At 43.3% G+C, this 25,379-nt stretch carries 19 protein-coding genes and 1 tRNA gene; 12 read left to right on the forward strand and 8 right to left on the reverse strand.

The window, feature by feature from the left end; translation table 11 throughout:
- Positions 1 to 70 precede the first annotated feature (70 nt).
- Complete coding sequence (locus HY064_01775; protein MBI3509363.1) at positions 71 to 1,684, forward strand: PKD domain-containing protein; 1,614 nt, start codon at positions 71 to 73, stop codon at positions 1,682 to 1,684.
- Between the two features lie 52 nt (positions 1,685 to 1,736).
- On the opposite strand, the gene HY064_01780 is transcribed toward HY064_01775, so the two are convergent.
- Positions 1,737 to 3,731, reverse strand: coding sequence for a glycosyltransferase family 39 protein (locus HY064_01780; protein MBI3509364.1), 1,995 nt, complete (start codon positions 3,729 to 3,731; stop codon positions 1,737 to 1,739).
- 284 nt (positions 3,732 to 4,015) lie between these two features.
- Between HY064_01780 and HY064_01785 the strand changes: the two genes are divergently transcribed.
- Entirely contained in the window at positions 4,016 to 5,230 is a 1,215-nt protein-coding gene (locus HY064_01785; GenBank protein ID MBI3509365.1) for a T9SS type A sorting domain-containing protein, read from the forward strand.
- Between the two features lie 102 nt (positions 5,231 to 5,332).
- Here HY064_01785 and HY064_01790 read toward each other — a convergent pair whose 3' ends face one another.
- A complete protein-coding gene (locus HY064_01790; protein ID MBI3509366.1) occupies positions 5,333 to 6,307 on the reverse strand; it encodes a deoxyhypusine synthase family protein in 975 nt (324 codons plus the stop codon).
- Between the two features lie 366 nt (positions 6,308 to 6,673).
- Between HY064_01790 and HY064_01795 the strand changes: the two genes are divergently transcribed.
- The 5 genes from HY064_01795 to HY064_01815 all read left to right on the forward strand — a co-directional run bounded on the left by HY064_01795 (position 6,674) and on the right by HY064_01815 (position 14,934).
- The gene (locus HY064_01795) at positions 6,674 to 7,588 is read left to right on the forward strand and encodes a lamin tail domain-containing protein (protein ID MBI3509367.1); all 915 of its coding nucleotides are present in this window, start codon (positions 6,674 to 6,676) and stop codon (positions 7,586 to 7,588) included.
- A gap of 62 nt (positions 7,589 to 7,650) precedes the next feature.
- The gene (locus tag HY064_01800; protein MBI3509368.1) at positions 7,651 to 10,545 is read left to right on the forward strand and encodes a TonB-dependent receptor plug domain-containing protein; all 2,895 of its coding nucleotides are present in this window, start codon (positions 7,651 to 7,653) and stop codon (positions 10,543 to 10,545) included.
- 54 nt (positions 10,546 to 10,599) lie between these two features.
- Positions 10,600 to 12,795 carry an endonuclease gene (locus HY064_01805; protein ID MBI3509369.1) on the forward strand — a complete coding sequence of 732 codons (2,196 nt, stop codon included), beginning with the start codon at positions 10,600 to 10,602 and terminating at the stop codon, positions 12,793 to 12,795.
- A gap of 457 nt (positions 12,796 to 13,252) precedes the next feature.
- Positions 13,253 to 14,527 (forward strand): peptidoglycan DD-metalloendopeptidase family protein, encoded by a 1,275-nt coding sequence (locus HY064_01810; GenBank protein ID MBI3509370.1) that lies wholly within the window; start codon positions 13,253 to 13,255, stop codon positions 14,525 to 14,527.
- Between the two features lie 131 nt (positions 14,528 to 14,658).
- Complete coding sequence (locus HY064_01815) at positions 14,659 to 14,934, forward strand: hypothetical protein (protein MBI3509371.1); 276 nt, start codon at positions 14,659 to 14,661, stop codon at positions 14,932 to 14,934.
- Between the two features lie 24 nt (positions 14,935 to 14,958).
- Here the strand turns inward: HY064_01815 and HY064_01820 are convergent, their stop codons facing one another.
- Positions 14,959 to 17,070: a WG repeat-containing protein gene (locus HY064_01820; protein ID MBI3509372.1), complete on the reverse strand. Its 2,112-nt coding sequence runs from the start codon at positions 17,068 to 17,070 to the stop codon at positions 14,959 to 14,961.
- Positions 17,071 to 17,169: 99 nt separating this feature from the next.
- Between HY064_01820 and HY064_01825 the strand changes: the two genes are divergently transcribed.
- Both HY064_01825 and HY064_01830 read left to right on the forward strand, forming a co-directional pair.
- Positions 17,170 to 17,364: a hypothetical protein gene (locus HY064_01825; GenBank protein MBI3509373.1), complete on the forward strand. Its 195-nt coding sequence runs from the start codon at positions 17,170 to 17,172 to the stop codon at positions 17,362 to 17,364.
- 141 nt (positions 17,365 to 17,505) lie between these two features.
- Positions 17,506 to 18,297, forward strand: coding sequence for a hypothetical protein (locus HY064_01830; protein ID MBI3509374.1), 792 nt, complete (start codon positions 17,506 to 17,508; stop codon positions 18,295 to 18,297).
- A 25-nt stretch (positions 18,298 to 18,322) separates the two neighbouring features.
- Here the strand turns inward: HY064_01830 and HY064_01835 are convergent, their stop codons facing one another.
- The 3 genes from HY064_01835 to HY064_01845 all read right to left on the reverse strand — a co-directional run bounded on the left by HY064_01835 (position 18,323) and on the right by HY064_01845 (position 20,292).
- Positions 18,323 to 18,964 (reverse strand): CoA pyrophosphatase, encoded by a 642-nt coding sequence (locus tag HY064_01835; GenBank protein MBI3509375.1) that lies wholly within the window; start codon positions 18,962 to 18,964, stop codon positions 18,323 to 18,325.
- A gap of 6 nt (positions 18,965 to 18,970) precedes the next feature.
- Entirely contained in the window at positions 18,971 to 19,939 is a 969-nt protein-coding gene (locus tag HY064_01840; GenBank protein ID MBI3509376.1) for a peptidoglycan DD-metalloendopeptidase family protein, read from the reverse strand.
- Between the two features lie 280 nt (positions 19,940 to 20,219).
- Positions 20,220 to 20,292, reverse strand: a tRNA-Gly gene (locus HY064_01845).
- Positions 20,293 to 20,682: 390 nt separating this feature from the next.
- On the opposite strand from HY064_01845, the gene HY064_01850 reads away from it, so the two are divergent.
- Positions 20,683 to 21,045 carry a hypothetical protein gene (locus tag HY064_01850; GenBank protein MBI3509377.1) on the forward strand — a complete coding sequence of 121 codons (363 nt, stop codon included), beginning with the start codon at positions 20,683 to 20,685 and terminating at the stop codon, positions 21,043 to 21,045.
- 51 nt (positions 21,046 to 21,096) lie between these two features.
- Here HY064_01850 and HY064_01855 read toward each other — a convergent pair whose 3' ends face one another.
- Together HY064_01855 and HY064_01860 are read right to left on the reverse strand one after the other, a co-directional pair.
- On the reverse strand, positions 21,097 to 21,810 hold the full coding sequence (locus HY064_01855) for a YceI family protein (protein ID MBI3509378.1): 714 nt from the start codon (positions 21,808 to 21,810) through the stop codon (positions 21,097 to 21,099).
- A gap of 17 nt (positions 21,811 to 21,827) precedes the next feature.
- Positions 21,828 to 22,586, reverse strand: a complete 759-nt coding sequence (locus tag HY064_01860; protein MBI3509379.1) for a 1-acyl-sn-glycerol-3-phosphate acyltransferase — start codon at positions 22,584 to 22,586, stop codon at positions 21,828 to 21,830.
- Between the two features lie 58 nt (positions 22,587 to 22,644).
- Here HY064_01860 and HY064_01865 point away from each other — a divergent pair, with 58 nt between their 5' ends.
- Both HY064_01865 and HY064_01870 read left to right on the forward strand, forming a co-directional pair.
- Positions 22,645 to 23,322: a hypothetical protein gene (locus HY064_01865; GenBank protein ID MBI3509380.1), complete on the forward strand. Its 678-nt coding sequence runs from the start codon at positions 22,645 to 22,647 to the stop codon at positions 23,320 to 23,322.
- A 4-nt stretch (positions 23,323 to 23,326) separates the two neighbouring features.
- On the forward strand, positions 23,327 to 25,372 hold the full coding sequence (locus HY064_01870; GenBank protein ID MBI3509381.1) for a hypothetical protein: 2,046 nt from the start codon (positions 23,327 to 23,329) through the stop codon (positions 25,370 to 25,372).
- Positions 25,373 to 25,379: the final 7 nt, after the last annotated feature.

Genomic DNA, 25,379 nt, shown 5'->3' on the forward strand with positions numbered 1-25,379 from the left:
GGCCACTTTCGTACCAATGAATATGCACCGAAAGAATTTTCTTTCTTAACTTTTCGGAAATTAACCCCCGATGAAAAAATATTTTTCACTCTTCATTTTATTTTTTCTTCCTCTTTTTTCTTTTGCAACGCACGTGGTTGGCGGAACTATCATGTACCGTTCTCTCGGGGGAAGTTCGTACGAAGTAACCCTTCGTTTGTACCGCAATTGCTCCTCAGGAAATCCGACATTGCCGAATACAGTAACGATACAGGTGCGTGATGTGAATGGAAATTTATTCTCGCCCGACAAAAGTATCACCACTTCGCTCGACTCAACAGTTCCTGTTCCTTCTTATTTACCTGCATGTATTTCTAATCCTGGATTGTGTTACGAAGAAGGATGCTACACGCAGATCGTAAATAATTTTCCAGCACAGCCCGGCGGCTATCATCTCTATTTTCAATATTGCTGCCGGCCCACGAATACGATCAATATCATAAATCCGCTTTCGACAGGAATGTCACTCTACACTTTTATTCCGGATGCAACTGTCATCACTCCTGATAATAGTCCGCGCTGGAATCTTGCTCCTCCTCTATTCGAATGCCAGGGCACGCCGATGAATTATAATTATGCTGCAACAGATGCTGATGGAGATTCTCTTGTGTTTTCTTATTACACTCCGTACAGTGATCCTGCTCCCACGTTTCCTTCCGGTGTTGCAACGTTCACTCCCATTACATGGGTTGCAGGATTTGGCGCAAATAATTCCTGCGGCGGGCCTAATCTCACTATGAATTCTCAAACAGGATTTGTTTCCGGCACTCCGCAGAATGTGGGCGATTACCAGCACGGAGTTTTGTGCGAAGAATTCCGCAACGGAATAAAGATCTCCGAGATCAGAAGAGATTATCCTTTTGTGGTGGTGAATTGTCCGCCGGCTCCACTCGCTTCATTTTTCGCTCCTGCAGTTTCCTGCTATGGGAATACTGTTCAGTTTACGAACAACAGCATGAATGCAACAAATTATTTCTGGGACTTCGGAGATCCTTCTACTACGAGTGATACTTCTACTGCAGCAAATCCTTCGTGGGGGTATGCAAATCCGGGAACGTACACGATCACGCTCATTGCAGATCCGAATACAGGTTGTGCCGATACCACAACAATGGCTATTACCATTGAAGAAGTTTATGCAGCATTCATTGTCAATGATACACTCTATTCCGGTTTTACTTCGCAGTTCACAGATAGTTCGTGGAGCAGTGACGGATCGCCGATGGTTTCCTGGACGTGGGATTTCGGTGACGCAAGTGCAAATTCCAATTTGCAGAATCCGACACACGTTTATTCTGCGATCGGAAATTACACAGTGACATTAACAGTGTTGAGTGCCAATGGATGCCTTTCTACGGTCACGCAAATAATTTATGTTGACCTTCCGAATGCAATTCATTCCAATGAGGAAATTTCTTTCAGCATCATTCCGAATCCTTCTGATGGAAATTTCAAAATCACAAACCTTAATGTGAATGAAAATTATCAGATGCAAATCTCTGATGTTGCCGGAAGAATTATTCTCAACAGAAATTCACTCGGCGAAAAAACCCTGAATTTGAATATGAATGTTGCTCCTGGAATTTACTTCTTCAGGTGCATTGCTAATGGAAAAGAGTCAGAGGAAAAGATTATCGTGCAATAAGTCTTGCCGGCTTTAGATATCCAATCCAAAATCAACATTCAACGATCAAAAATCATTTCCCACCCATCTTCGTGTACTGGTCAAAATAATATTGCGCATCAGCCGTATCGTGCTGCTTCAGGTAATTTGTTTCGATCATCCGGTAAGGAGAAGGATCCTGCGGACGCAGTTTTATCAATTCGAGAAATGCTGCTGTAGAGCGATCATAATTTCCTGCCATTCCATTTACATTCGCAAGTTTATCCCAGGCACGATCCGATTTCGGATTCAGCTTCACCGAATTTTCAAACTGCGCGATCGCTTTCAAAGTATCGCGCATGTTCAAATACGCTTCGCCGAGATTCGTACTGAGATAATCATTCTTCGGATTTGCTTTCAGTCCGCCTGCGCACGCCCACGCAGCGCTGTCGTAACGCTGGTACATCATGTACGCGTCGCAAAGATTCGAATACACGGTGAGATCATTCGGTTCATATTTTCTGACATGAAAAAAATCGATGTTGTTTTTCGACCACGCTGCCGATTCTTTATAATGGCCGCGATTGTATTCCACCTGGCCGAGGCACAAGAGAGAACGGAAATCGGAGGTGTCGATCTTCGCCGCTGTGGTAAGTTCAACGTACGAACGATCGAGCATATCTTTTCGCTGCGGATCATTTTTATCTTTTATTGCAAATGCAGCATTCATCAGCACGATACCATAATTCTGGCGCACGCGCCCACTCCCGGGCGAAACTTCTGCATCTGCAGTGAAAAGTTTCGCTTCTGTTTCCCAATCCTGGCTTCGTGAAAAAGTTCTCCAGCTGTAAATAATACATACCGGGAGAAGAAAATAAATGATCTTGCTGCTTAATAAAATATTTTTATCTGCTTTCATGAATTTCATCAATAGATAAACGAGCGCTATACTTGAACCGATAGAAGGAACAAAAAGAAAACGATCGGCCATTGTTGCGCCAACAAGAATGAGCACATTGGAAGTGAGCGCGAATGTGATGAAGTAAAAAATAATCCCGAATGAAATGACCGGTTCGCTTTTGAATTTTTTAAAAGCAAAATAAACAAGGGCGATACAAACGACGATTGCAATGAGTGTAACCGGGTCGCCGATCCCCACAATGGGTTCCTGATTGTAGGAGTAATCATAAGCGAGCGGGTAACCGAGAAAAAGTTTCTGAAAATATTTTCCCTGCATGCTCATTGCCGTTGCAAAACGATGCAGGAGCTCGTGCGCTGCCGTCAGTGAATTATCGCCGCGATCATAGCTGATCATTTTCACAGGCGCATTCGCGATCACGAGCGCATGCCACACGTACCACACCAGCGTGACCGCCGCAAAAACAGTTAAAGGTTTCACCAGTTGCTTCCATTCTTTTTCACGGAACATCCAGATCGCGAAGAATGCCATTGGAATGAAAAGCACAGCGCCTTCTTTCGACAGCAGCGAGAGGAAAAGAAAAAATGCCGACCACAAAAGCGATTTTATTTTTTTTTCGTCCCACCATTTCAGGAAACGATCCATCATGAGCAGGAAAAAAATGAGCGAAAGAATTTCATCGCCGCTTTTAATATTCGCCACCACTTCGGTGTGCACCGGCAGAACGATCCACAGTAGTGTTACGCCAATGGAAAACCAAACGGAGAGGTCGCGGAATAATTTCCGGAGTGTACGGAAAAGTAAAAACGAGCAAACCGCATAGAGCAACACATTCGTAAAATGAAAAACGTGCGGGCTATCCGGAGCAAAAGCCCATTCAACAGCGAAGAGAATAAGTGAAACAGGGCGGAACAATCCTGCATTGGTATCCCAGAATCCGGCCCAGTAAAATGTGTGAAGAATTTGCCCTATTCCTCCGAAACCGAGATGCACAAATTTATTCTGGCGGATGACCGCAATATCGTCGAGCGCATAATCATAATTGATGGTCTGCACATAGAGAATAAACGCGAATGCGCCGAGCAGCAAGGCCGTATGATTTTCCTTCCACACAAATCCTGACGCAGTTTTTACCGCTGCCTGTTTTTGTTTTGCTTTCAGTTTTGCCACGCGTTGAAATTACAAAAGTCAATTCATAAAAAACCTTTTCACAGGATAATGAATTTCTCCGTTCCTGAATTATTTCAAATTCAAAGTGAAGAATCCTATAATGAACTTTAGGGCATCTCTAAAAACACAGAAATGCAAGGCGGGCAAGTCTGAAAAACCGGAGTTTACTATTCGTAAATGAGGATTTTGAGGACGTAGCCCTACGCAGCAGTTCGAAGTTATTAGAGATGCCCTATATTAGCTTCTTCCTGAATGACGCATTTCAAATACAAAATATCGTTCCCATGAAAAAAAATTACGTCCTGATTATTCTGAATTTATTTTTCTGCGCTGCACTTTTTTCGCAAGGCACCTGGACACCGAAATTAAGTTTGCCCGGAAATGGCCGGCAGTACGGAACTGCTTTTTCCATTGGCACAAAAGGATATATTACCTGCGGCGCCGATTGTTTTTCGGCGGCCTGTTACAAAAATGATCTCTGGGAATGGGACCAGGTTACAAACGCGTGGACGCAAATGGCAAATTTTCCCGGAACAGCACGGATAGGTGCGGTAAGTTTTTCCATCGGAACTAAAGGATATGCAGGAACAGGAAACGATGGCGCTTACAAAAAAGATTTTTATGAATGGGATCAAACGAATAATACATGGACACCGAAAGCAAATTTTCCGGGAACCGCGAGACAAGATGCTGTAGGATTTTCCGTTGACAGTTTGGGTTACATCGGCACAGGAAAAGGGCCGGGGCCAAAAATTGATATGTATGAATATCATCCTTCTTCCGATACGTGGATCGTGAAATCGAATTTTCCAGGCACAGGAAAATATGCGGCCGTTGCATTTTCCATTGGCAATAAAGGATATCACTGCACCGGTTTCCAGGGAGGAACTCCGCCTTACACTTCTGAATTGTGGGAATGGGATCAGTCCACAGATGCGTGGACGCAAATGGCAAGTTTGTCCGGAGCTGCGCGGATTTATGGAGTTGGATTTTCCATTGGTGCAAAAGGATATGTGGGAACCGGATACAATGTCGACAGTATTCCCGCTGAGTTCCGCGATTTCTGGGAATGGGACCAGGGAACGAACACGTGGACGCAACAGGCGAATTATGGTTATGGAAATGTTGCGTACGGAATGGGATTCTCCATTGGAATTTATGGATACATCATGGGCGGAGGAACTTCTTCCACGTTCAGCAATAATCTCTGGCAATGGGGGCCAACGGTTACCTCTGTGAATGAAAATAATATTGCTGAAGAAATTTCTGTTTATCCTAATCCTTCCAATGGAAAATTCAGAATTATGGGAATGATCCCGATAGCTATCGGGACGAAAACTGAAATTGAAATTTATGATCTCGCCGGAGAAAAAATTTATCAATCAGAAATTTCAGAGGCGAATGCGGAGATCGATCTATCCGGAAATGCAAAAGGCGTTTATGCGGTGAAGATAAATAACGGAGGAAAGAATTATTTTCAGCGCGTTGTTGTTGAATGAAAATTTGAAGAATAAAAAAAATCCGTCTTCCGACAATGTTTACTTTTTGAATCTTTGAATCTCGAATTTTTGAATTCTGAATTTTAAATCCGCCAAAGGCGGTTACCATCCCAATATCCACGCAAAAATAAGAGGAGCACAGATCGTCGCATCACTTTCCACAATGAATTTCGGCGTGTTGATGTCTAATTTTCCCCATGTAATTTTTTCATTCGGCACGGCACCTGAATAAGAACCGTAAGAAGTAGTTGAATCAGAGATCTGGCAGAAATAACTCCAGAACGGAACATCATGCCACTCAAGATCCTGGTACATCATCGGCACAACACAAATCGGAAAATCTCCTGCAATTCCTCCACCGATCTGGAAAAATCCAACTCCTTTTCCGGAAGAATTTTTCCTGTACCAGTCGGCGAGCCACACCATATATTCAATTCCGCTTTTCATGGTCGTGGCCGTCAATTCTTTTTTGATCACATAACTCGCGAAAATATTTCCCATCGTGGAATCTTCCCAACCGGGAACTACGATCGGAATATTTTTTTCCGCCGCCGCAAGCATCCAGGAATTTTTCGGATCGATCTCATAGTATTGTTTCAGAACTCCGCTGTTGATCATTTTATACATGAACTCATGCGGAAAATAACGTTCGCCTTTTTTATCAGCGTCTTTCCACAATTCAACAATATGTTTCTGCAAACGGCGGAATGCTTCTTCTTCCGGAATGCAGGTATCTGTTACGCGGTTCAAACCTTTTTCAAGCAAAGCCCATTCCTCTTTAGGAGTAAGATCACGATAATTCGGAACACGTTTGTAATGTGAATGCGCAACAAGATTCATCAGATCCTCTTCGAGATTCGCGCCGGTGCAAGAGATGATCGCAATTTTATCCTGGCGTATCATTTCTGCAAGAGAAATTCCGAGTTCGGCAGTACTCATCGCGCCCGCAAGAGAAACAAGCATCTTTCCTCCTTCGAGTAAATGTGTTTCATATCCTATAGCAGCATCTTTTAAAGCAGCAGCATTGAAATGTCTGTAATGATGATCGACGAATTGAGAGATGGGACCTTTATTCATTTTGTTTTTTTTATTGAGTGTGGCAAAAGTAATTGTTGGTCGTTGAATTGTTGGTCATTGGTGGTATTTTTTGCTGTCGTGTAAAGTTTCTACTAATTGAACATTAAAAAATTCTACTGAAATAGTCAGATTTTCTCCGTGTTGAAGCAAAACATTTCTCCTAAAATCTTGACCACCAATGACCAACGGCTTAATGAACAACGCGAATGAACAATTCAACAACTTCTCCACATCCTGTTCATATTACTTGACTTGAGTTGTATTGCACATTACTTTTGCCGCCAAGATCAATACTGATATCCTACAGGCGGGTCGACGCCGAAACCAGTAAAGATCCCCCGACAACTCCTCCATCTTCTCATCACAATGAAAAAAATTTTACTCGCGATCTTTTCGCTTGGCATGGCTTCGTCTGCATTTTCGCAAGCCGCATGCTCCGAATTATTCTTCTCCGAAATCGTAGAAGGAACCGGCAATAATAAAGCCATTGAAATTTATAATCCGACTGCTAATCCTGTTGCACTTTCCAATTACAGGATCGTGCGCTGCTCGAATGGTTCTTCCATTGGCACCGATAGTCTCCAACTCACCGGAACTGTTGCCGCGCATGATGTGTGGATCGTTGCGAACGGCCAAACAACTTCTTCAGCAAATTCTCCTGCGTGCGATACGGCGCTGCAGAATATGGCCGATCAACTCGGCGGCGCTTATCCTGATCCTTTATATGAGAATGGAAATGATGCAATTCTTCTTGTAAAAATTTCTCCTTATTCAGTCATCGATATTTTCGGAAAGATCGGCGAGAATCCGGGCCAAAGCTGGAGCGATGTGTTTCCTTATACAGATGCACAGGGAACGTGGTGGACAAAAGATCATACGCTAATCCGCAAATCAACTGTTACAGGAGGCAACATGGTCAATCCAACTGCATTCAACGTTACTACAGAATGGGATTCTCTTCCGGTGAATACGTGGAGCAATCTCGGAGTTCATAATTCTACCTGCAGCGCAAGCGGAATTTTCGAGAATGGAAATGCATCTGCAAAAATTTCGGTGTATCCTAATCCTGCGGAGAATTTCATCAATGTGAATGCAAACAGCATGATCACAGAGATCCGTCTTTATAATATGTTCGGTGAGCTGGTGAGCGATCGCTCGTATGGCAAAGGTGAAATGGATCCTTTTCACACCTTCGATCTCAACGGAATTTCTTCCGGACTTTATCTCCTCGAAGTAAGATCACTCAACGGAATAACCTCGGCGAAGATCAGCGTGCGTTGATCTTTTCAAAAAAGAAAAGCCATACTGCTTTGGCGAAGAATGGCTTTTCAATTTCCATTGAGATGAAAACTTTTTTATTCATTTTCTTCTTCCTGTTTGCGAACGTGAAATTTTTTGCACAGCAAACTGTAACCGGAACCGTTACCGATGGCGGAACCGGCGAAGCGCTCATTGGTGCGGTAGTCATTTCAGATAATGGAAAAGTTGCCGCCGCATGCGATGTGAATGGAAACTATAAAATGAATCTTGCCAATGGCGATCATGTTCTGCAAGTGAAATTTGTAGGATACAGCTGTGACTCTGTTGTTGTTCACGTACAGGGAAAACCGGTGATACAGAATTTTTCATGCTCCAATTCATCCATGAAAGAAGTGATCATTGTTTCTGATGTTGCTATTGACAGAAAAACCCCTGTTGCATTTTCGAATGTGGGCGAATTGAAAATTCAGGAAGAAGGCGGTTCGCGCGATATGACGATGCTTCTGAATTCAACACCGGGCGCGTATGCATCCGAGCAAGGCGGTGGCGCGGGCGATTCGAGAATAAATATCCGCGGTGTCGATCAGAGAAATATCGGCGTGATGGTGGATGGAGTTCCGATGAATGATATGGAGAACGGACAGGTGTATTGGGCAAACTGGGACGGGCTCATGGATGCAACGCGCACGATACAGGTGCAGCGCGGACTCGGCGCATCTCGTCTTGCGATCTCTTCTGTTGGAGGAACAATTAATATTCTCACGAAAGGAATAGATCAGCAACAGAGTTTTACTGTTCGCACGGATTTCGGAAGCAACAATATGCAGAAAATGTATTTCGGTTTTAACTCGGGCGAATTTCATAACGGCTGGGGTGTAACTCTTGCAGGTTCGCGAAGAACAGGAAATGGTTATGCCGATCAGACGTGGGATGATGAGTACGCGTATTTTTTTAAAGTGCAGAAAAGAATGGGCGCTCATCTTTTTACATGGAGTGTGAACGGCGCTCCGCAAATGCACGCACAGCGATACGATAAATTATCGGCTGCGGTGTATGATAAAAAATATGCTCAGTCACTCGGCATCAATGTCGATTCTGTTTATGCAAGCAATGCGTACACCACTTCCACGCAACAGGACCGCGGGCTTCGTTACAATCCGAATTGGGGAAATTTCACTTACAGGGACGGACAACATGGAATATTATCGCAGGATATAAATTTTTATCACAAACCGCTTTTCAATTTTTCTTATTTCTGGACTCCGAATGAAAAATTCACTTTGTCGGCGGTGTCTTATGTTTCGATAGGCAATGGAGGCGGAACAAATTTCAATCAAACTCCAACGAGAGATACGCTCACCGGCCAATTGAATCTCACATCAGTTTACAACACGAACAGTTCTACCATCGATGCACTTTACAGTTCTACCGAACATAAATCGACACGCTATCTGCAGGCCGGCATGAATAATCATAAATGGGCCGGCACTCTTGTTACTGCAACGTGGGCTCCCACTTCAGATCTCACAGTTCTGCTGGGTGTCGATGCACGATATTACAATGGAATTCATTATGGGAAAGTGTATGACCTTGTGGGCGGAGATTATTATGGTGAAGCAAATCCAACGGATGCCAATCAGCCAAGAGGAACTTTTCTCGGTGATCCGAATTTCCAGTATTACAAAAAACAGGTCGGATCGAAAGTGGGTTATTACAATGAAAGTTTTGTGAACTGGCTCGGGGGATTCACACAGGCGGAGTATTCCAAAAAAAACTGGAGTGCATTTCTTACATGTTCTGCATCGCAAACACACTACCAGCGTCTCGATCATTTCAAGAAACAGGATATTGTTCTTGATGACGGAACTGTAGTGCCGATGATCGTTGGTTACAATGAAGTTTATTACACCAACGGAACACAGAGCGGAGTTGCACAGAATGGAGCAACGGTTACCACGAGCGGTGATACTACTTTCATCAATAATCCCGGCAACAATGATTACACGATCGTGAATGCAAAATCTTATTCCTGGAATGGCGATCACGCGCGCACGGCACGCACGGAGAAAAAAACGTATCCGGGATTCACGATCAAAGGCGGCGCTAATTATAACCTGGATGAGCATTACAATATTTTTTTCAATACCGGTTACATGCAGCTTGCTCCTCGTTTCAATACGGTGTTTGATAACAACAATCGTCTTTACCCGAACATCAAGAACCAGGAGATCACTGCTTTTGAAATGGGATTCGGTGCGCGTTTCGGAAAATTTGCAGCCAACCTGAATGGTTATTACACCTACTGGAAAAATAAAGCGCCGCAGAATTCGCCTACACTTACAACGCCTGATGGAAAATTCACTTATGATCTCAACGGATTAAATACTTTGCTTAAAGGAGTAGAACTTGATTTCAATTACCAGCCGATCGAACATTTGCAACTCGAAGGATTACTTTCTATTGGTGACTGGAAATATTTTTCACGCGGAACAGTTTATCTCTACGATGCAAATTATGTGCTCGTGGATACGATCAATTACAGCGCGATGAATATTCACATGGGCGATGCAGCGCAAACTCAGGTGGGAGCCGCGCTGCGATGGGAACCTTTAAAAGGATTTTACATTAAACCGCGTTTCACTTATTTCAGCCGTTACTATTCGAATTTTGATCCTATTCTCCTGAGTGAAGTGAAAGATTTTGCGGGAACTGTAGTAAGTGATTATCGTGATCGCGAATCGTGGAAAATGCCGGCGTACGGATTGTTCGACATTAATGCAGGATACGAGATAAAGGAAAATGTGGATAAAGAAAAAAACAGGTATGTGAAAGTCGGATTCAATATTGGCGTAACCAATCTTCTTGATTCAAAATACATCAGCGATTCTATGAACGGAAGCGGATTCAACGCCGACACTGCTCTCGTATATTTCGGCCCGGGCCGGAGATGGAATGCAGGAATGCGATTCGTTTTCTGAAAAAATATTACCATTCAAACTTTCAATAAAAAAAGTCTAAACAAAAAAAATAAAATGAAAAAGATCATTACCGCACTTTTTTCCATCGCAGTAATTTCTGCGATCGCGCAAACAACACTGCCCACCGCATGGAGTTTTACTACCACTTCTTTTCCCAATGGATGGTCCGCTTCTGGAAATACGTATTACACCGGTTCGGGCAACACGCCTCCCGCGTGCAAATTCGATAACACCGCCGACTGGGTGCAGATTTATTTTTCCGGAACTCCCGGGCAACTTTCTTATTACATCGCCGGAAATTCATTTGCGAGCGGAACTTTCGATATTGAAGAATCGGTGAATGGATCTTCGTGGACGAATCTCCATTCGTTCAACGATGTTACACTTCCGGTTTCTACTTACACTTTGTTCACCGACAATGTGAATGCGACGAGTCATTACGTTCGTTTTATTTACACAAACAAAGTCACCGGAAATGTAGGGCTTGATGATGTAAATCTTGATCCTGCACCTGCCGGCCCGCAACAGGAAATAAATGTGAAATACAATTCGAGCACTGTTCTCACCGGCGGTTCAACCTGGTTCTCTTCTCCTGTTTCGACGATGACACCGGAAAATTTCACAATTGAAAACCTGGGAACTGCAAATACACTGAATATTTCTTCAGCAATTATTTCCGGCCCCGATGCAGCAGATTTTTCGGTTGCTTCATTTCCTCCGGCTGTTGCCGCATTAACCAATGGAACACTCACTGTGAATTTTACTCCTTCAGCAAGTGGCACACGCACGGCAGTGCTTACGATCAATAATGACGATGCCGATGAAAGCGCTTACATCATCAACCTTAACGGTGTTGGCGGAAATTTTGCAACGGAACCCACTTCATCGCCAACCAACCTGAATTTTACCAATGTAAAATCGTATCGCATTAAAGTAAATTACAATGCTGCATCCTCTTCTCCCGATGGATATATTGTGCTGCGCAGGGACGGCGCTGCGGTTATGGATATTCCGGTTGATGGAACAATTTATTCTGTGGGTGATGCTATCGGCGCAAGTAAAGTGGCTTACGTGGGAACAGGAATATCATTCTGGGCAAATTATATTGGCGCGTCCATGAATTATGATTTTGCTGTTTTCTCTTATAATGGCCCGGGCGTTTACAGGAATTATCTCACTTCATCTTCCCTGTCCGGAAATGTGAATTCATCCGCGTCTATGCAACCTGCAAATTATTACAGCACCATCGATCCTGCCGCTCCCACATTTGTAAGTGACCTTACCACGCTTATTAATCCGCACACCGATAATTATTACAGCAACTACGGATCGAGAATGGTTTCTTCATTCTGGGCGCGCGATACTTCGAATGGCGATAAAGCAGTTACCTGCGTTTACTCGGGAGAAAATTATGTTTACACCGAACCATTCGTGTGGACCACTTTCTCCCGCGAGCATACGTACTGTCACAGCTGGATGCCCACGTACCCGAGTACGACAGGAATTGAGTACAGCGATTATTTCAATTTATTTCCCGTCGATCAGAATAACTGCAATGCAGTTCGCAGCAATTATCCATTGGGAGTTGTGGCGAATGTCACTTCCACTTTCATGGGTGCGAAATACGGAACGAATGCGAGCGGGCAAATGGTGTATGAGCCGCGTGATGCGCAGAAAGGCGATGCAGCGCGTGCGTTGTTTTACATGGCGACGTGTTATAACACAACCACGCAGAACTGGGGATTTCCGAATCCTATAAGTGCAAGCATCATGTACGGGGAAGATCAGAATCTTTTAAAGAACTGGAATTACCTGGATCCGCCCGATGCGCGTGAGATCGCGAAGAATGATTACGTTGATTCGCTGCAGGGAAACAGGAATCCTTTTATCGACAGCGTGAACTATGCGTGTTACATTGATTTCAACAACATGACGAAGATCAACGGGCCGGTGATCCCGTGCAACAACACGAGCATAGGTGTACATGAATTGAATCCGAATGCAGTTCAACTCGGCCTCTGGCCGAATCCAACAAGCGGATCTTTCACTTTGTATTATCAGTGCGATGCGAATGATGCGATTACAATACGCATCATCGATCTTTCCGGAAGAATAATTTTCGAGCAGCAGAATACTGTTGTCGCAGGAGCGAATGCGTTTGCGCTTGATCTTTCTGATGTGGCGAAGGGCGCATACACTTTGCAGGCCACCGGAAGATCGGTAATGAATAAAAAACTGGTGTTACAGTAAAAAGAAAAAAACAAAATCCAAATCCCGGATTCGTTTTGAAATTTGGATTTTTAAATTTGTTTTTTCATCAGAAACCTGTCGGTTATAAACCGGTTGAACAGATTGAAAACCTGTTACAGCCGGTTTTTTTACTCTTTATGCGCGATGAAAGATCTCTTTTCTGCCTGGGTAGTATCATAACACAACCCATTATCTTCATTGCTGTTTGCACCTGAATTCCGGAGAATTTCATTCTTGATTTTAAAAAAATTGACGCTTCTCATTCTTTAACATTCCTTATTCAGCATTCATGAATCTGCTAAAACCCGCAACCAGTAAGGGTTTTAGCCGTATAACAGAACAAGCACCTATTTATCAAAAGGCAATTGTGAATACCTCGCGGTTGCGTAATTCATAATAATGGCTATTTTAGCGCGTCTTTTACAAGGCACCATGAACCCTCATAGTAGAATTAGTTTTGAAATTCTTAAAACATATAACCGTTTTAGCTGCTGCATTTTTAATTTGCACGCTGAATTGCCGCGCTGAAAATATTTCAGTCGCAAATTCTTTCACTGTAACCCTTGCCGATACCGCCGGCGTTTCCTCGATCTCTTCTGATACCGCACAACCTACAGCTACCGATTTGGCATCTGTGGACACCAATGTAGTGGATCCTCCTGCAGCGAATACTGTTACGGCAGTAAATACCGGGGAAGGAATTGATGAAACTCCTGCTTCTGATCTATATGATGATTTTGATACGACGATCGTTCACGCGGAAAAATTCGATGCGCTCACTTTCGACGATACGGTTTTCATTCCGCTGAAGGATCCTTCACATTGCGATTTCGTGATGCCGGTGAATGGGCCAATGACTTCCACATTTGCATTCCGCAGTTATCGTTATCATCTCGGTGTTGATCTGGATCTGGAAATCGGCGATTCAGTAAAATGCGCATTCGATGGAAAAGTGCGCATTGCTCAGAAAAGTAAAACTTATGGTTACGTTGTTGTAGTGCGTCATGCAAACGGACTTGAAACTTATTATGCGCATCTTTCAAAATTGCTCGTGCATCCCAACCAGGAATTAGAAGCAGGAGATGTGCTTGGCCTCGGAGGAAACACGGGACATTCATTCGGAAGTCATCTTCATTTTGAAATCCGTTTCCGCGGACAGCCCATCGATCCGAATTATCTTATTGATTTCAAAAACGGCGTTCTGCGTACCGATACTTATTGCCTCTGCAAATCAGATTTCAAATACCTGTCGAAAGTTTATAAAGTGCGCCATTATTCGAAAAAGAAAAAGAAAACATGGTACACTTATTACAATGCCGGCGGCCCTTATTATGCAACACCAGAAGCGAAACGTGTCATGGATGCAGTTCCCGACCCGAGGATGCCCGGAGGCGATAATGCGAATGAAAATAAAAGCAATGTAAATTCTTCTGCGCCGAAAAAAGATGATGTTCCGCAAAAAGCACCGGAACCCGCTCAGAAAAAAACAACGACCGCTGCAAAAACTTCTACTGCGTCCAACACGCAGAAAACTACTTCAACAAAAACTTCCACGCAGCAGAAACAGGTTCGTCAACCGATTGGTGATCCCGTTTATTATACGATCAAAAGTGGTGATACACTTTACGGGCTTGCGTTGAAAAATAAAACGACGGTTGCAAATATCTGCAAGCTCAATGGTATTTCTTCGAATGCAACGCTGCACGTGGGACAGAAGATCCGTTTGAAATAAGTGGGGTAGTACGAAAAGTTTACTGAAAGTTGCGAAATGCGAAAGCGTGCCAAAAATGAATTCTGGAAATTGAATTTCGTACTCATCTGCATTTAGTAACTTTCAGTAAACTTTTCGTATTTCGTACTCCAATGAATACACAACCTCAGAATTTTCCTCCACAGAATCCTGCTCCCAAGCCGCAAACAAGATCTGGCGCTATCACCGGAATTCTTTTTATTGTTGCGCTCATTATTACTGCTGTTCTTATGTTCGGAGATTACTGGCCGGTGACCTGGCTGGAAGATCTGCAGCAAAGTTGGTTCGGCGGATATTATGTGAAACTTACTTTCCTGCTCTCTACTTTTCTTATCTGGTTGCCAATGTTCGGAATACAGAAACTGGTCCAGTTGCTGATGAAGAAATAATTCTTTGCTGATTCTCAGAAAATTTTATTGCACGCCGGATTCTTTCCAGGTAAAACTGCAACTGATGATGTTATAGTAACCGGACTGATCATTCATTTCCACTCGCACGAGCGATGACGATTGAAATTCGATGGAAGAATAAATACAGGGAAGAATCATATTGCCATTTTTGTCGAGCAACCCTTTGCCGGTTTCCTTTTCTACAAAAAGAAATTCTCCTTCAGGATCAATTTCATCGTATTGTGGCGGAATAATCCATTTCCCTTTCGTGTCAATGATTCCAGTTCCATCTTCGGTTTTCACGATCGCAGTTCCGTTTGAAAAAATTCCGGCCAATTCAAACTGGTAAGGGATAACGAGCCGTATTTTATTATCAATATATCCCCACTGATCTTTTTTCTTTACCGGCGCAAGTCCATTACCAAACGGAAGAATGTCATCGAACTGAATTGGCACCACCACTTTTCCCGTAGAATCGATCATCCCGCATTTCCCGTTCTTCTTCACACGCACCATTCCCTTACTGAATTCACTTTCCCCGGCAAGATTTTTATCCACCTGGTAAATGCACGGTATTGCCAGAGTTCCGTCCTTGCGGATAAAACCACAGTTGTCTTCCAACACAACCATTGCAAAACCTTCGCTGAATTTCCCGATCGAAGAATATTCACACGGAAGTATTATTTTTCCGTCGGAAGAAAGAAGTCCGTATTTCCCGTCGCGCTCCACGCGGATCACACCGTCCGTTTCATTGAACCAGTCGAACTTCCCGAGAAATTTTTTATTCCCGTTGTGATCGATCTCATAATAACCTGAAGTATCTGCAACAAAAGAATATCCATTGTAAAAATCACCGGCTTTATCATAACGACACGGGATCACTTCCGTTCCGAACATATCGATGTAGCCGTATTTCCCATCGCGCAGCACCAGCGCACGCGCATCAGAAAAATCGCCGATCTCATCATACATCACCGGCACAACAAGATGTCCGGCGCGATCAGTGAGGCCTTCTTTCTCCTTCACTTTCACCAGTGCAAGTCCTTTCGAAAAAGATTCCACTTCATCGTACCGGAAAGGAATAAGTGTTTTACCATTCTTGCCAATGAATCCGCTTTTATCGTCGAGGCCGGCTGCTGCTGCTCCGTCGGAAAAATTTTCCACCCAATCATACACGCATGGAATTGCGATCGTACCGGTGCTGTCCATGAAACCCCATTTCCCATTTTCTTTCACCGGAAAAAATTTTGTCATAGAAAGGCGCAGATCCTCGCTGATCGTTTCTTTAAAAGGAAAATCGGGATAGTCGATCCAGAATTGAGCGATGGTCGTGGATTTTCCATCGGAAGTGTAAAGCGCATAAATTCTTTTCCATGCATCATCCACATTCCTGTTCGCTGGATAATCGTGAATGAAAGCGCGGTATTCAGCAATGTTGTGATCGGGAACTGATAAAGTGTAAATGCTATCCTGCGCGAGTGAAACATACGGACTTGCCGGATATTTTTCAATGAATGCGGAGAAGGAAGAAATTTTTCCGGAAGAGGTCATGTCGGCAAAAAGCAATTTCTCATAGAGCGCCATTGCTTCGGGATATTGCGCGGATGCGGGATATGTTTGAGCAAACTCAAAATAATTTTTCCAGGTTCCGCCGGCAACTGCATTTGCAAATGCGAGTTGATCACGGATAACAGTCGCTTCATTCGTAAGTACGGATCCGCAATATTCTTCGAGGTAAATATTCATCGCTTCTTCGGTTCCCTTTTTTTTCGCGAGCAGAAATCCTAAGGTATCGATCTTCATTTTCAGAACGGCAATCGCCGAATCATTCACACCCGATCGTTCCATGCGTGCTTTTTCTTTTGCAGATGAATTCTTCCATTGCCATTGGCTAAGGGTAATGGAACTGTGCGCAAGCGAAACATCATGGAAAGGATTATCAGTTCTTGAATAAATAAGTGCGAGGCCGTAACCAGCGGCTGCAGGATGATGCGCCTCTGCTGAACGGAATATTTTTCTTGCTTCGAAATAATTGTAACGCCCGAGTTCTTCGAAAGCTTTTTCGATCTTACCCGCATGAAGAAGCCTGGCCGAGAATAAAATGTAAAGGACAATGAAAAATATTTTCCGGAACATCACTGTCAAATTTAGGATAAGAATTCTGTCTTTGATTTTGAGAGCGGCGATATTATTCAACAACAGTCACACGGATTACATTCTGAATTAAATTTGCAGATGCATTTCTCGCAAGGACAGATCGCCTTCGTTATTTTTTTCATTTCGGTTTTCACTATTGCTCTTATCTGGTCCTACCGCAAAGACAAAACGACGAACCGCAGGAATTATTCCGGGGTCTGGAAAGTGCTTATTACGATCATTATTGTTATTGCCGCTATCTCTTACATTCTGAAAAATCTCAGAGTACATTGATGTTCAGTATATTGAGAAATCTCCATCGACCAATAAATTATTTGATACGATAAAAGCGGATTTTCGACGCCCGATATTGACTTGTGCGGGGCGATTTGGTAAATTCGCATTCAGTTTAAAGGCCTTTAAATCAACTGCACAATGAAATTCATTCTTTCTTTTATCATGATATCTTTTTCCGCGCACCTGCTCGCCGGTAACGGAACACTTATTGTGGAAGGAAAATATCAGAATAAAAATGTGTACGTGCAGAATTCTTTCAATGAGAATGGCATCGGATTTTGTGCTTATGAAGTTTATGTGAATGGAATCCGCTCTACTGATGAAGTGAATTCTTCGGCTTTCGAGATTGACCTGCGAAATTACAATCTGAACACAGGCGATAAAGTAGAGATCCAGATCTTTCATAAAGAAGGTTGCGAACCGCGCGTGTTGAATCCCGATGCGCTCAAGCCGCGTCCTACTTTCGCAACAAAGTCAATCAGCATTTCTCAGAATGGATTACTGACATGGACCACTACCGGGGAAATTGGTTCTCTTCCATTTGTGATTGAACAATATCGTTGGAGCAAATGGATTTACATTGGTGAAGTGCAGGGTGTGGGTACAGCCACAGAAAATAATTATTCTTTTCAGGTTACACCTCATTCCGGAGAAAATAAATTCCGTGTAAAACAGGTTGGTTTCGGCAAAGAAGTGAAATACACACCGGAAGTCACTTACACTCCAACTGACAAACCTGTCCTGACATTTAAACAATCAGACGATTCGAAAACGATCACGCTTTCCGGCGAATCGCTTTATGAATTATATGATGGTTATGGAAATGTGATATTGAAGGGATACGGCAGCAAGATCGATCTTTCGGTTTTTGATAAGGGGCCTTACTACCTTTGCTTCGATGATACCGTGGTGCAGGTTGTGCGCAAATAAATTCCAATTTTTTTTTCTGAAATTTTTACGAGAGCATAACTTCCAGTTCGGAGTAGATCATTGCCGTTGCGCCCCAGAGGATCTGTCCGTTGATCAGGTAACACGGCGCATCAATGAACATATTTTTTCCGATCACAATTTTTTTTCTTGATTTCAAGGTCTCATCAAAGATCTGCGCAAGGCGGAATTCAATGATGTCGTCCACTTCTGCGGGATTCTGTTTCCATTGTGGTTTTTCCTTCGCATAAACAATGTAGGGCTGCACGAGAAAATTACTTACCGGTATATACAAAGGCGTAAGTGCGCCGAGAATATTTTTTTTTGCAAAACGAACACCCACTTCTTCTTCCGTTTCCCGCAGTGCAGTTTGCAAAAGTGTTTCATCGCGCTTATCCATTTTTCCTCCGGGCAATGCCAGTTGACCACTGTGTGTTCCATCGTAACTCGGCCGGCGAATGAGCATCGAAAATATTTCTCCTTTCTCAGGATAGAGGCAAAGCGATACCGCACTTTTTAAATGAGAGGGATTCTGTTTCAGGTAATCATCGGTTGGAATTCGCAGTCGCGACGTCATCCTGTTCTGCGCACCTTCGCCCGGCAATGGAGATTTGAATCGTTGCTGAAGTTTTTCGAAAAATATTTCCGGTTGCTGCAAAGAATTTTTCATTTCCGGTCAATAAGTTCCCATTGGATTTTCAGCCGGCTGTACCCGTACTTTCATTCCTGCTTTCAATCGCACATATCCTTCCCATCCATTGTACTCACGCAATTCAGCGATTGTAATTCCGTAATGCTGCGCAATTTTCACCAGGTTGTCTCCCCGCACAACCATGTGATATTCGAGTCCTGCCGGACGAACTGCGAATCCTTGTTTAGTGCGAACGAGAAAAAATTTTTCCGTGATAAGTTGGTGCGTTTTCAGATCGATGACATAAGCAGGATCAAATGCGACGCCGCGAAAACGCAATTCAAAATGCAAATGTGTTCCGGTGGAATGTCCGGTTGATCCACCAAGGCCGATGAGCTGTCCTGATGTAACAATGTCTCCCGGTTTTACTTTCAATCGCGCAAGATGGCCGTAAACAGTTTCAAGACCGTTGTAATGACGGATGATAATTACATTTCCATAGCCGCCATTATTTCCTGCAAAACGAACCATTCCGCTGAATGCCGCACGCACCGTGTCTTTATAATTCAGATCAATATCTATTCCGCGATGATAAGCAGTATCGCGCCAACCGAATTCAGAAGTGATCGGGCCATTGTAAGGAAAATAAAATTCGCCGGAAACACCGGAAGAAATATCAAGCGCAGTGATCGTATCTGATTTGTAAAGACTGTCACTGTATGGAAATAAATGTTTCGTATCCCAGCTTCCGTAAAAACGATTGGCAGGATAAAACGCAAATTCGGCCGGGTCATTTTTTACGAACGAACTTTCAATATCGCGGATGCGTGACTGAATTACGCCGATCAGTTCTTTTTCATGCGAGTCGGCGTCCATGAGTGAATCCATCAGCAGGATAAGTTCGGGTTCACTCATCTCTTCCACTTCATGCGTAATGCGTGATGCGTTAGTGCTCGTGCAAAGCGTATCCCCGCCTGCGCGCAGTGTGTGCACGCCGAAAGTGAAGAATATCACTGCCGCAAAAAGAATGTGCCTGAAAGGAGAAAACAAAATAAGTGTGAGATGTGTGTATTACTAAGGTAAGAAAAAGAAAGAAGGGAAATAGCATAACAGAAATACCGGTAGTGGCTCAGTTTGCTCTTTTCCGATTCAACTTCGCGCCTTGGCGCCTTCGCGGTTCCTAAACCATTCTTTTATTAAACCGCAAAGACGCTAAGGCGCTAAGAATTTTCAAACTGACCCACTACCGAAATACCAAATTCTCAAAAGCCAAATTTCCTTGTAAGAAAACCGGAGCGGAAAACGGGGATCGAACCCGCGACCTTCAGCTTGGGAAGCTGACGCTCTACCATCTGAGCTATTTCCGCTTTTTTTCTTCAAACAATCCGCAAAGAATATTAGCAACGTAGTAAATATTCCCCGGAGCATAAAATAAAAATAGAAGACAATATTTTCTATGAGCCATCGCAAAATGAAAATGCCCATAAGCGGAATAAGTGCGGGCAAACTGTATTCAATTCAAAGCCAATTGCGAAATACATAACGGAATGCCGGAATATTCCAGCGCGAGGGAATGGTCAATAATAATAATAATGAAAGCTGAGATGTCAATGTAAATTTGGGCTATATTCTTAAAACACTGATTATTAGCTAAATGTGAATGGCCTGGTGTTTGCTCATGGTTGAGAAGAGCAATAGTTATCGCTTGGAAAATAAACTGATTTGGCTTAGTTTTACCTAACAAAAAGCAAACGCAAATGAAACATATCGTTATTCTATTCAGTCTCGTATTCTCGTTTGGCCTCGCAAACGCACAAACGGCAGATCGCGCATCCGACCAGGACCGCGCGCATACGCAGGCGCTCCGCATGAAAAAAAATCTCACCCTGAGTGATGATCAGACCACGAAAGTGGAAGCTGTTCTTCTCGCACGGCTCCAGGCGATCGACGCGATCAAAAAAGAAACCGACAAATCTGCTTCGCAACAAGAGTCAGAGATCGATGCGGTGAAAACTGAAAAAGACAATGAGCTCGCAACGATCCTCACTGCCGATCAGTATGCACAGTACAAACACATGCAGCAAATGAGAAAAGACCGCGCTGCTCAATCGGGAGAATAATATTCCTGGAATTTTTTCTGGAAAACCTCTGCGTAAATCGCGGAGGTTTTTTTATTGCGCCGCGATCACCACGTGAAAGGTAAGATCATCTTTTGTCACCTCCGCATCTTTGCGGTTCAGCCCCCATTTCATTCCATCAATGCTGAAATCAAATGAAAGCGAGGATGGATAAGTTTTACCCGGTACATATTCATCTGCTTTTACATTTTTCATTTCCACATTCGCAGAAGTATCTTTCAGAATAAGTTTTGCATTGAATGCATAGTTGGTTTTGCTTCCTGCACTCGTATCAGCGATCGCCTGGAAATCTGAAAGCTCAAGCAGGGCCACCGGAAATTTATCCGTTTGCAGGTAATCCGGATTTCCCATTTCCAATTGCTGATCTTTTCCCACTTGCACTGCTGAAACACTTTTCATATCGAGAATGATACGTGCGCCATCATTGTCCATTTTTTGTGCGTACCAATAACCATCTTTTATTTTAATATCGGTGGTTGCAGAGAATGAAGCATTGTTCATTTGAATATTCATACTGCTTCCGAAAAGTTTCACCTGCTTATTCAGGTTCTTCACCGTTTTAGAACGCGCGCAGGTAAAACTGCTTTTCAGAAGATCGATCTGAGTAGAATCGCGCGCGGGCGGTTTCACTGCAACATTTTTTCCGCTGTCATTGTTAACTGAATCATTTTTGTTTTTTTTATTGGCATCGCTGCTGCATGCAATAAGAAAAACGAGAGTAAGAAAAAGAAGAATAGTTTTTTTCATAAGAAACAGTTTCTAAATCAGAAGATCGGCTCTATTTCTTTTTTTGGCCAATGAAATTTTTCACTCTGCTCGATTGCCTCCATTATTTTTTCGAGCATAGCATCACCATCTTCTTCGGGGTTGAGATGAAGCGGCGGTTTGAAACGCACTGTTAATTTTACGCCCTGCTTTTTCAATCGTATTCCTTTTTTATCGAATGCGCGGCGGAATCCATCAATGACAACAGGAACAACAACCGGGTTATATTTTTTCACAAGCACCGTCACTCCTCTTCTTCCCTTTGCGTGAACTCTCGTTGTTCCCTGCGGAAAATTGATCACCCATCCGTCGCTGAGTGCAATGCCGATGTTCGTGAGATCTTCCATTCTTACTTTCCGGTTCACATCTTCATCCCCTTTTCTCCAGGTGCGCTGAATGGAAACAGATCCTACGTAAGCGAAAATTCTCGGAAGCCATCCCTTTTTCATGGTCTCTTCTGCCGCAACAAAATAATTATTCGTTCGTGGTTTTCGAAGGTAACCCTGCACATTAATTGTGTTTCGATGTCCGTTCTTCACCGCACAAAAAATATGGATCATCGCTATCACATCTGCAAAATAAGTCTGGTGATTGGAAACGAAAAGCACATTCTCCTGCGGAAGCGATTCGAGATATTCTGTTCCGGAAATTTCAAGTTTATTCCGTCCGTTGAATCTGCTTCTCGTGAAGCGGCCAATGTTCCTGATGAGAATCCTTTTCACAAACAGGAGATGGCCGAACGGATCTCTCTTGAACATGAAGCAAGATACAGAATAGTACCATATCAGGAGGAATGTTTAACTTCATCTTTCCCAAATGAAAACATTCAAATTCCTCCGGACATTTTTTTTCTTTTTGCCGGTACTCTTCCTGCAGAGTTGTTTCGAGATCGTGGAAGATGTGACGATTCATAATGACGGAACCGGAACTTTTCTTTACACCTTGAATCTCAGCCAGAGCAAAGAACGTCTCGATGGATTAATGAAACTCGATAGTTCCGAAGGTTATCGCATTCCCCGCCGCGAAGAAATAGATGCTGATATTTCAAAAGGAAAAGCATCGCTCGAAAAATCGCTGGGCATCTCGAACGTGATCTCCACTGCAGACTGGATCAATTATATTTTCACTGTAAAATTCGATTTCAATTCGGTGAACAATCTCAATCTCGCTCTTGAACTCGTTTCGCAGGAAGTAACGAGCGATCACAAACGCATTCCGGAAGCGTCGGATAATTTTGCATTCACCGGAAAAATTTTCGACCGGAAAAGCAGTTATGATGCGAAGAAACAAAATGCGCAAATGACTCCGAAAGACAGGGAGATACTGAAAGACGCCACGTACACCTGCATTTACCGGTTCGATGACCCGGTAGCGAAAACAAGTAACGCCGACGCAAAAATATCCAAGAGTGGAAAAGCCGTTATGCTGAAATTGAATTTGCTCGCACTCGCCACCGGCCAAAAAAGTATCATCAATAAAATAGTGTTACAGTAACCCCATGAAAAATATTTTCTTCGCTTTCCCGATCCTGTTCTCTACCGTTCTTACTGCCCAGGAAATTTCCACGCACATTCCTGCCAAAGCAACTTTCATCGTGATGATCGATCCCGCAGCGCATGTGAAGAACGGCGATGTTTCCATCATCAAAAATCTCGACATGTTCACGCGCACGAATGAATATGGTTCGGGCGGAGTTAAATATGTTTTTGGCGATGACGATCTTGACGTGAAGCAGCAGGAATCGCTTCGGAATTTTTTCTCCGATATTTTTTCTCCATCGGGCAACACCGGCGTTGATACGGCAAGAAAAATTTTCATCTTCACTGAGAATGCCGATTCGGTTCATTACTTCGCTTATCTTTTTCCGCTGAAGGATCAGAATAGTTTTTCTTCTTACGTCACTGCAAAATTATTTTCAACTTCTCCTTCCATCGATAAAGGATCCGGATTTTCTGCGATCAACCAGGATCGCATTTCGCTTGGGTGGACCGGAACTTATGCCATTCTTCTTCTTGCCGATTACGACTACCTGCCGAATACAAATTCACAATATGATTACTGGAGAAATTTAATGCTGATGGACAGTGTACAGGCGGCACAACGTGCAATAGCAGATATGCAGGAGCAACAGGTCAGCGCCGATACCCTCATCACCGATAGTTTGCGCACAGCAAGAACAGATTCGCTGATGAATGAAAGTGCTGCACTCATTGAAGAACTTTCAAAAGATTCCATTCCGGAAGAAGATGTGAATGTAAATTCCATGACAAATTTTCCGGAAATAAACGGGGAACCAGATGCGCATAAAAATGATACGATCATTTCCGCTTATGTTTTTACAGAACTGAAACGCCTGATCAATCTCTCCTATGAAATTTCTGCAGAGTCCATTCCGAATTTCCGTTCAGTAATGGCAGAAAATTCTGATGCGGTCTATTGGTACAATTATGGCGAGATTATGCAACAGCGCTACCAAGCCACGATGCAGGAACGCCGTTCTCTTTTTATGATGCAGAATCTTACGCAGGATACGGCTGTGATCGCGAATATGTGGGAAGGATCGTACGTGGCGAGTCTTATTCATTTCAATGGTAACGATGCAACCATGGAACAGCGGATGTATTTCACACCCATGCTGCAGGCGCACACGAACGGATTGTACAGCGGGCGCGTAAATAAAAAAATGTTCCGCTATGTGAAAGCCGACAACCTGATGGGATTCATGGCCATGTCAGTCGACATGGAAAAATTTATGAAATTCTACGGCTCGGTTTATCGCGAAGGAATTCAGAATACGATGTACGGAATGTACAATGATTATTATCTCGCCATGTGGGACATCATCCGTGTTTTTCTCGATGAATCTACGCTATACAATATTCTCGACGGAAAATTCCTCGTCGCGGCGACAGATCTCAAACCTTACACCGCTTCCTATGTTTCTTATGAGTACGATGAGAATTTCAATATGACGGAAGTACGCAAGGAAAAAACAGAAGTGCGTCCCGAATTTATTTTCATTGCCGGGATAGGTGAAAAGAAAAAAGTGAACCAGATCCTTTCTGTTCTCGAACGCATTAATGCGGTGAAAAAACAGAATGCAGAATATTATCTGATCAATACACCGGGAGAATATGACGTTCGCGTTTTTCTCGCTGTGAAAAACGGAATGCTCATCATCACGAACAATGAAGATCTCATGGTGAATCATCTCAATGGTTATCGCGGAAAATCTTCGATGAAGAAAAGTCTTGTGCATCTCGGAAGAAAAAGCCCGCTCGTTGGTTACTGGGACGGACAGAAGTCGATCGAACTGGTGAAGAAAAATGAAACGGAGGATCTGAGTGCGGAGGATAAAGAATCGCTCGATCTGCTGGCAGAAGAGGTGAACAACGGAACACTCATCGGTAAACGATCGAAGAAAGGTGTGCAGCGTATTGTGATGACGATGCAATTCAACGAATCGGATAAAAAAGATAATGAAACAGGATTCGTGCGCTTTTTCCGTTTGTTGAATTCTCTTTTTCTCATTCGATCGAATTAGCACGCGG

The sequence above is a fragment of the Bacteroidota bacterium genome, from assembly GCA_016194975.1.
In the GTDB taxonomy this organism is placed as follows: Bacteria; Bacteroidota; Bacteroidia; order Palsa-965; family Palsa-965.

Bases quoted from the DNA above. Each gene is read 5' to 3' on its own strand.
- HY064_01850 (MBI3509377.1), top strand. From the start codon at position 20,683: ATGAAACATATCGTTATTCTATTCAGTCTCGTATTCTCGTTTGGCCTC.
- HY064_01825 (MBI3509373.1), top strand. From the start codon at position 17,170: ATGCATTTCTCGCAAGGACAGATCGCCTTCGTTATTTTTTTCATTTCG.
- HY064_01815 (MBI3509371.1), top strand. From the start codon at position 14,659: ATGAATACACAACCTCAGAATTTTCCTCCACAGAATCCTGCTCCCAAG.
- HY064_01865 (MBI3509380.1), top strand. From the start codon at position 22,645: ATGAAAACATTCAAATTCCTCCGGACATTTTTTTTCTTTTTGCCGGTA.
- HY064_01790 (MBI3509366.1), bottom strand. From the start codon at position 6,307: ATGAATAAAGGTCCCATCTCTCAATTCGTCGATCATCATTACAGACAT.
- HY064_01855 (MBI3509378.1), bottom strand. From the start codon at position 21,810: ATGAAAAAAACTATTCTTCTTTTTCTTACTCTCGTTTTTCTTATTGCA.
- HY064_01835 (MBI3509375.1), bottom strand. From the start codon at position 18,964: ATGAAAAATTCTTTGCAGCAACCGGAAATATTTTTCGAAAAACTTCAG.
- HY064_01820 (MBI3509372.1), bottom strand. From the start codon at position 17,070: ATGTTCCGGAAAATATTTTTCATTGTCCTTTACATTTTATTCTCGGCC.
- HY064_01870 (MBI3509381.1), top strand. From the start codon at position 23,327: ATGAAAAATATTTTCTTCGCTTTCCCGATCCTGTTCTCTACCGTTCTT.
- HY064_01785 (MBI3509365.1), top strand. From the start codon at position 4,016: ATGAAAAAAAATTACGTCCTGATTATTCTGAATTTATTTTTCTGCGCT.
- HY064_01805 (MBI3509369.1), top strand. From the start codon at position 10,600: ATGAAAAAGATCATTACCGCACTTTTTTCCATCGCAGTAATTTCTGCG.
- HY064_01775 (MBI3509363.1), top strand. From the start codon at position 71: ATGAAAAAATATTTTTCACTCTTCATTTTATTTTTTCTTCCTCTTTTT.
- HY064_01830 (MBI3509374.1), top strand. From the start codon at position 17,506: ATGAAATTCATTCTTTCTTTTATCATGATATCTTTTTCCGCGCACCTG.
- HY064_01860 (MBI3509379.1), bottom strand. From the start codon at position 22,586: ATGTTCAAGAGAGATCCGTTCGGCCATCTCCTGTTTGTGAAAAGGATT.
- HY064_01800 (MBI3509368.1), top strand. From the start codon at position 7,651: ATGAAAACTTTTTTATTCATTTTCTTCTTCCTGTTTGCGAACGTGAAA.
- HY064_01795 (MBI3509367.1), top strand. From the start codon at position 6,674: ATGAAAAAAATTTTACTCGCGATCTTTTCGCTTGGCATGGCTTCGTCT.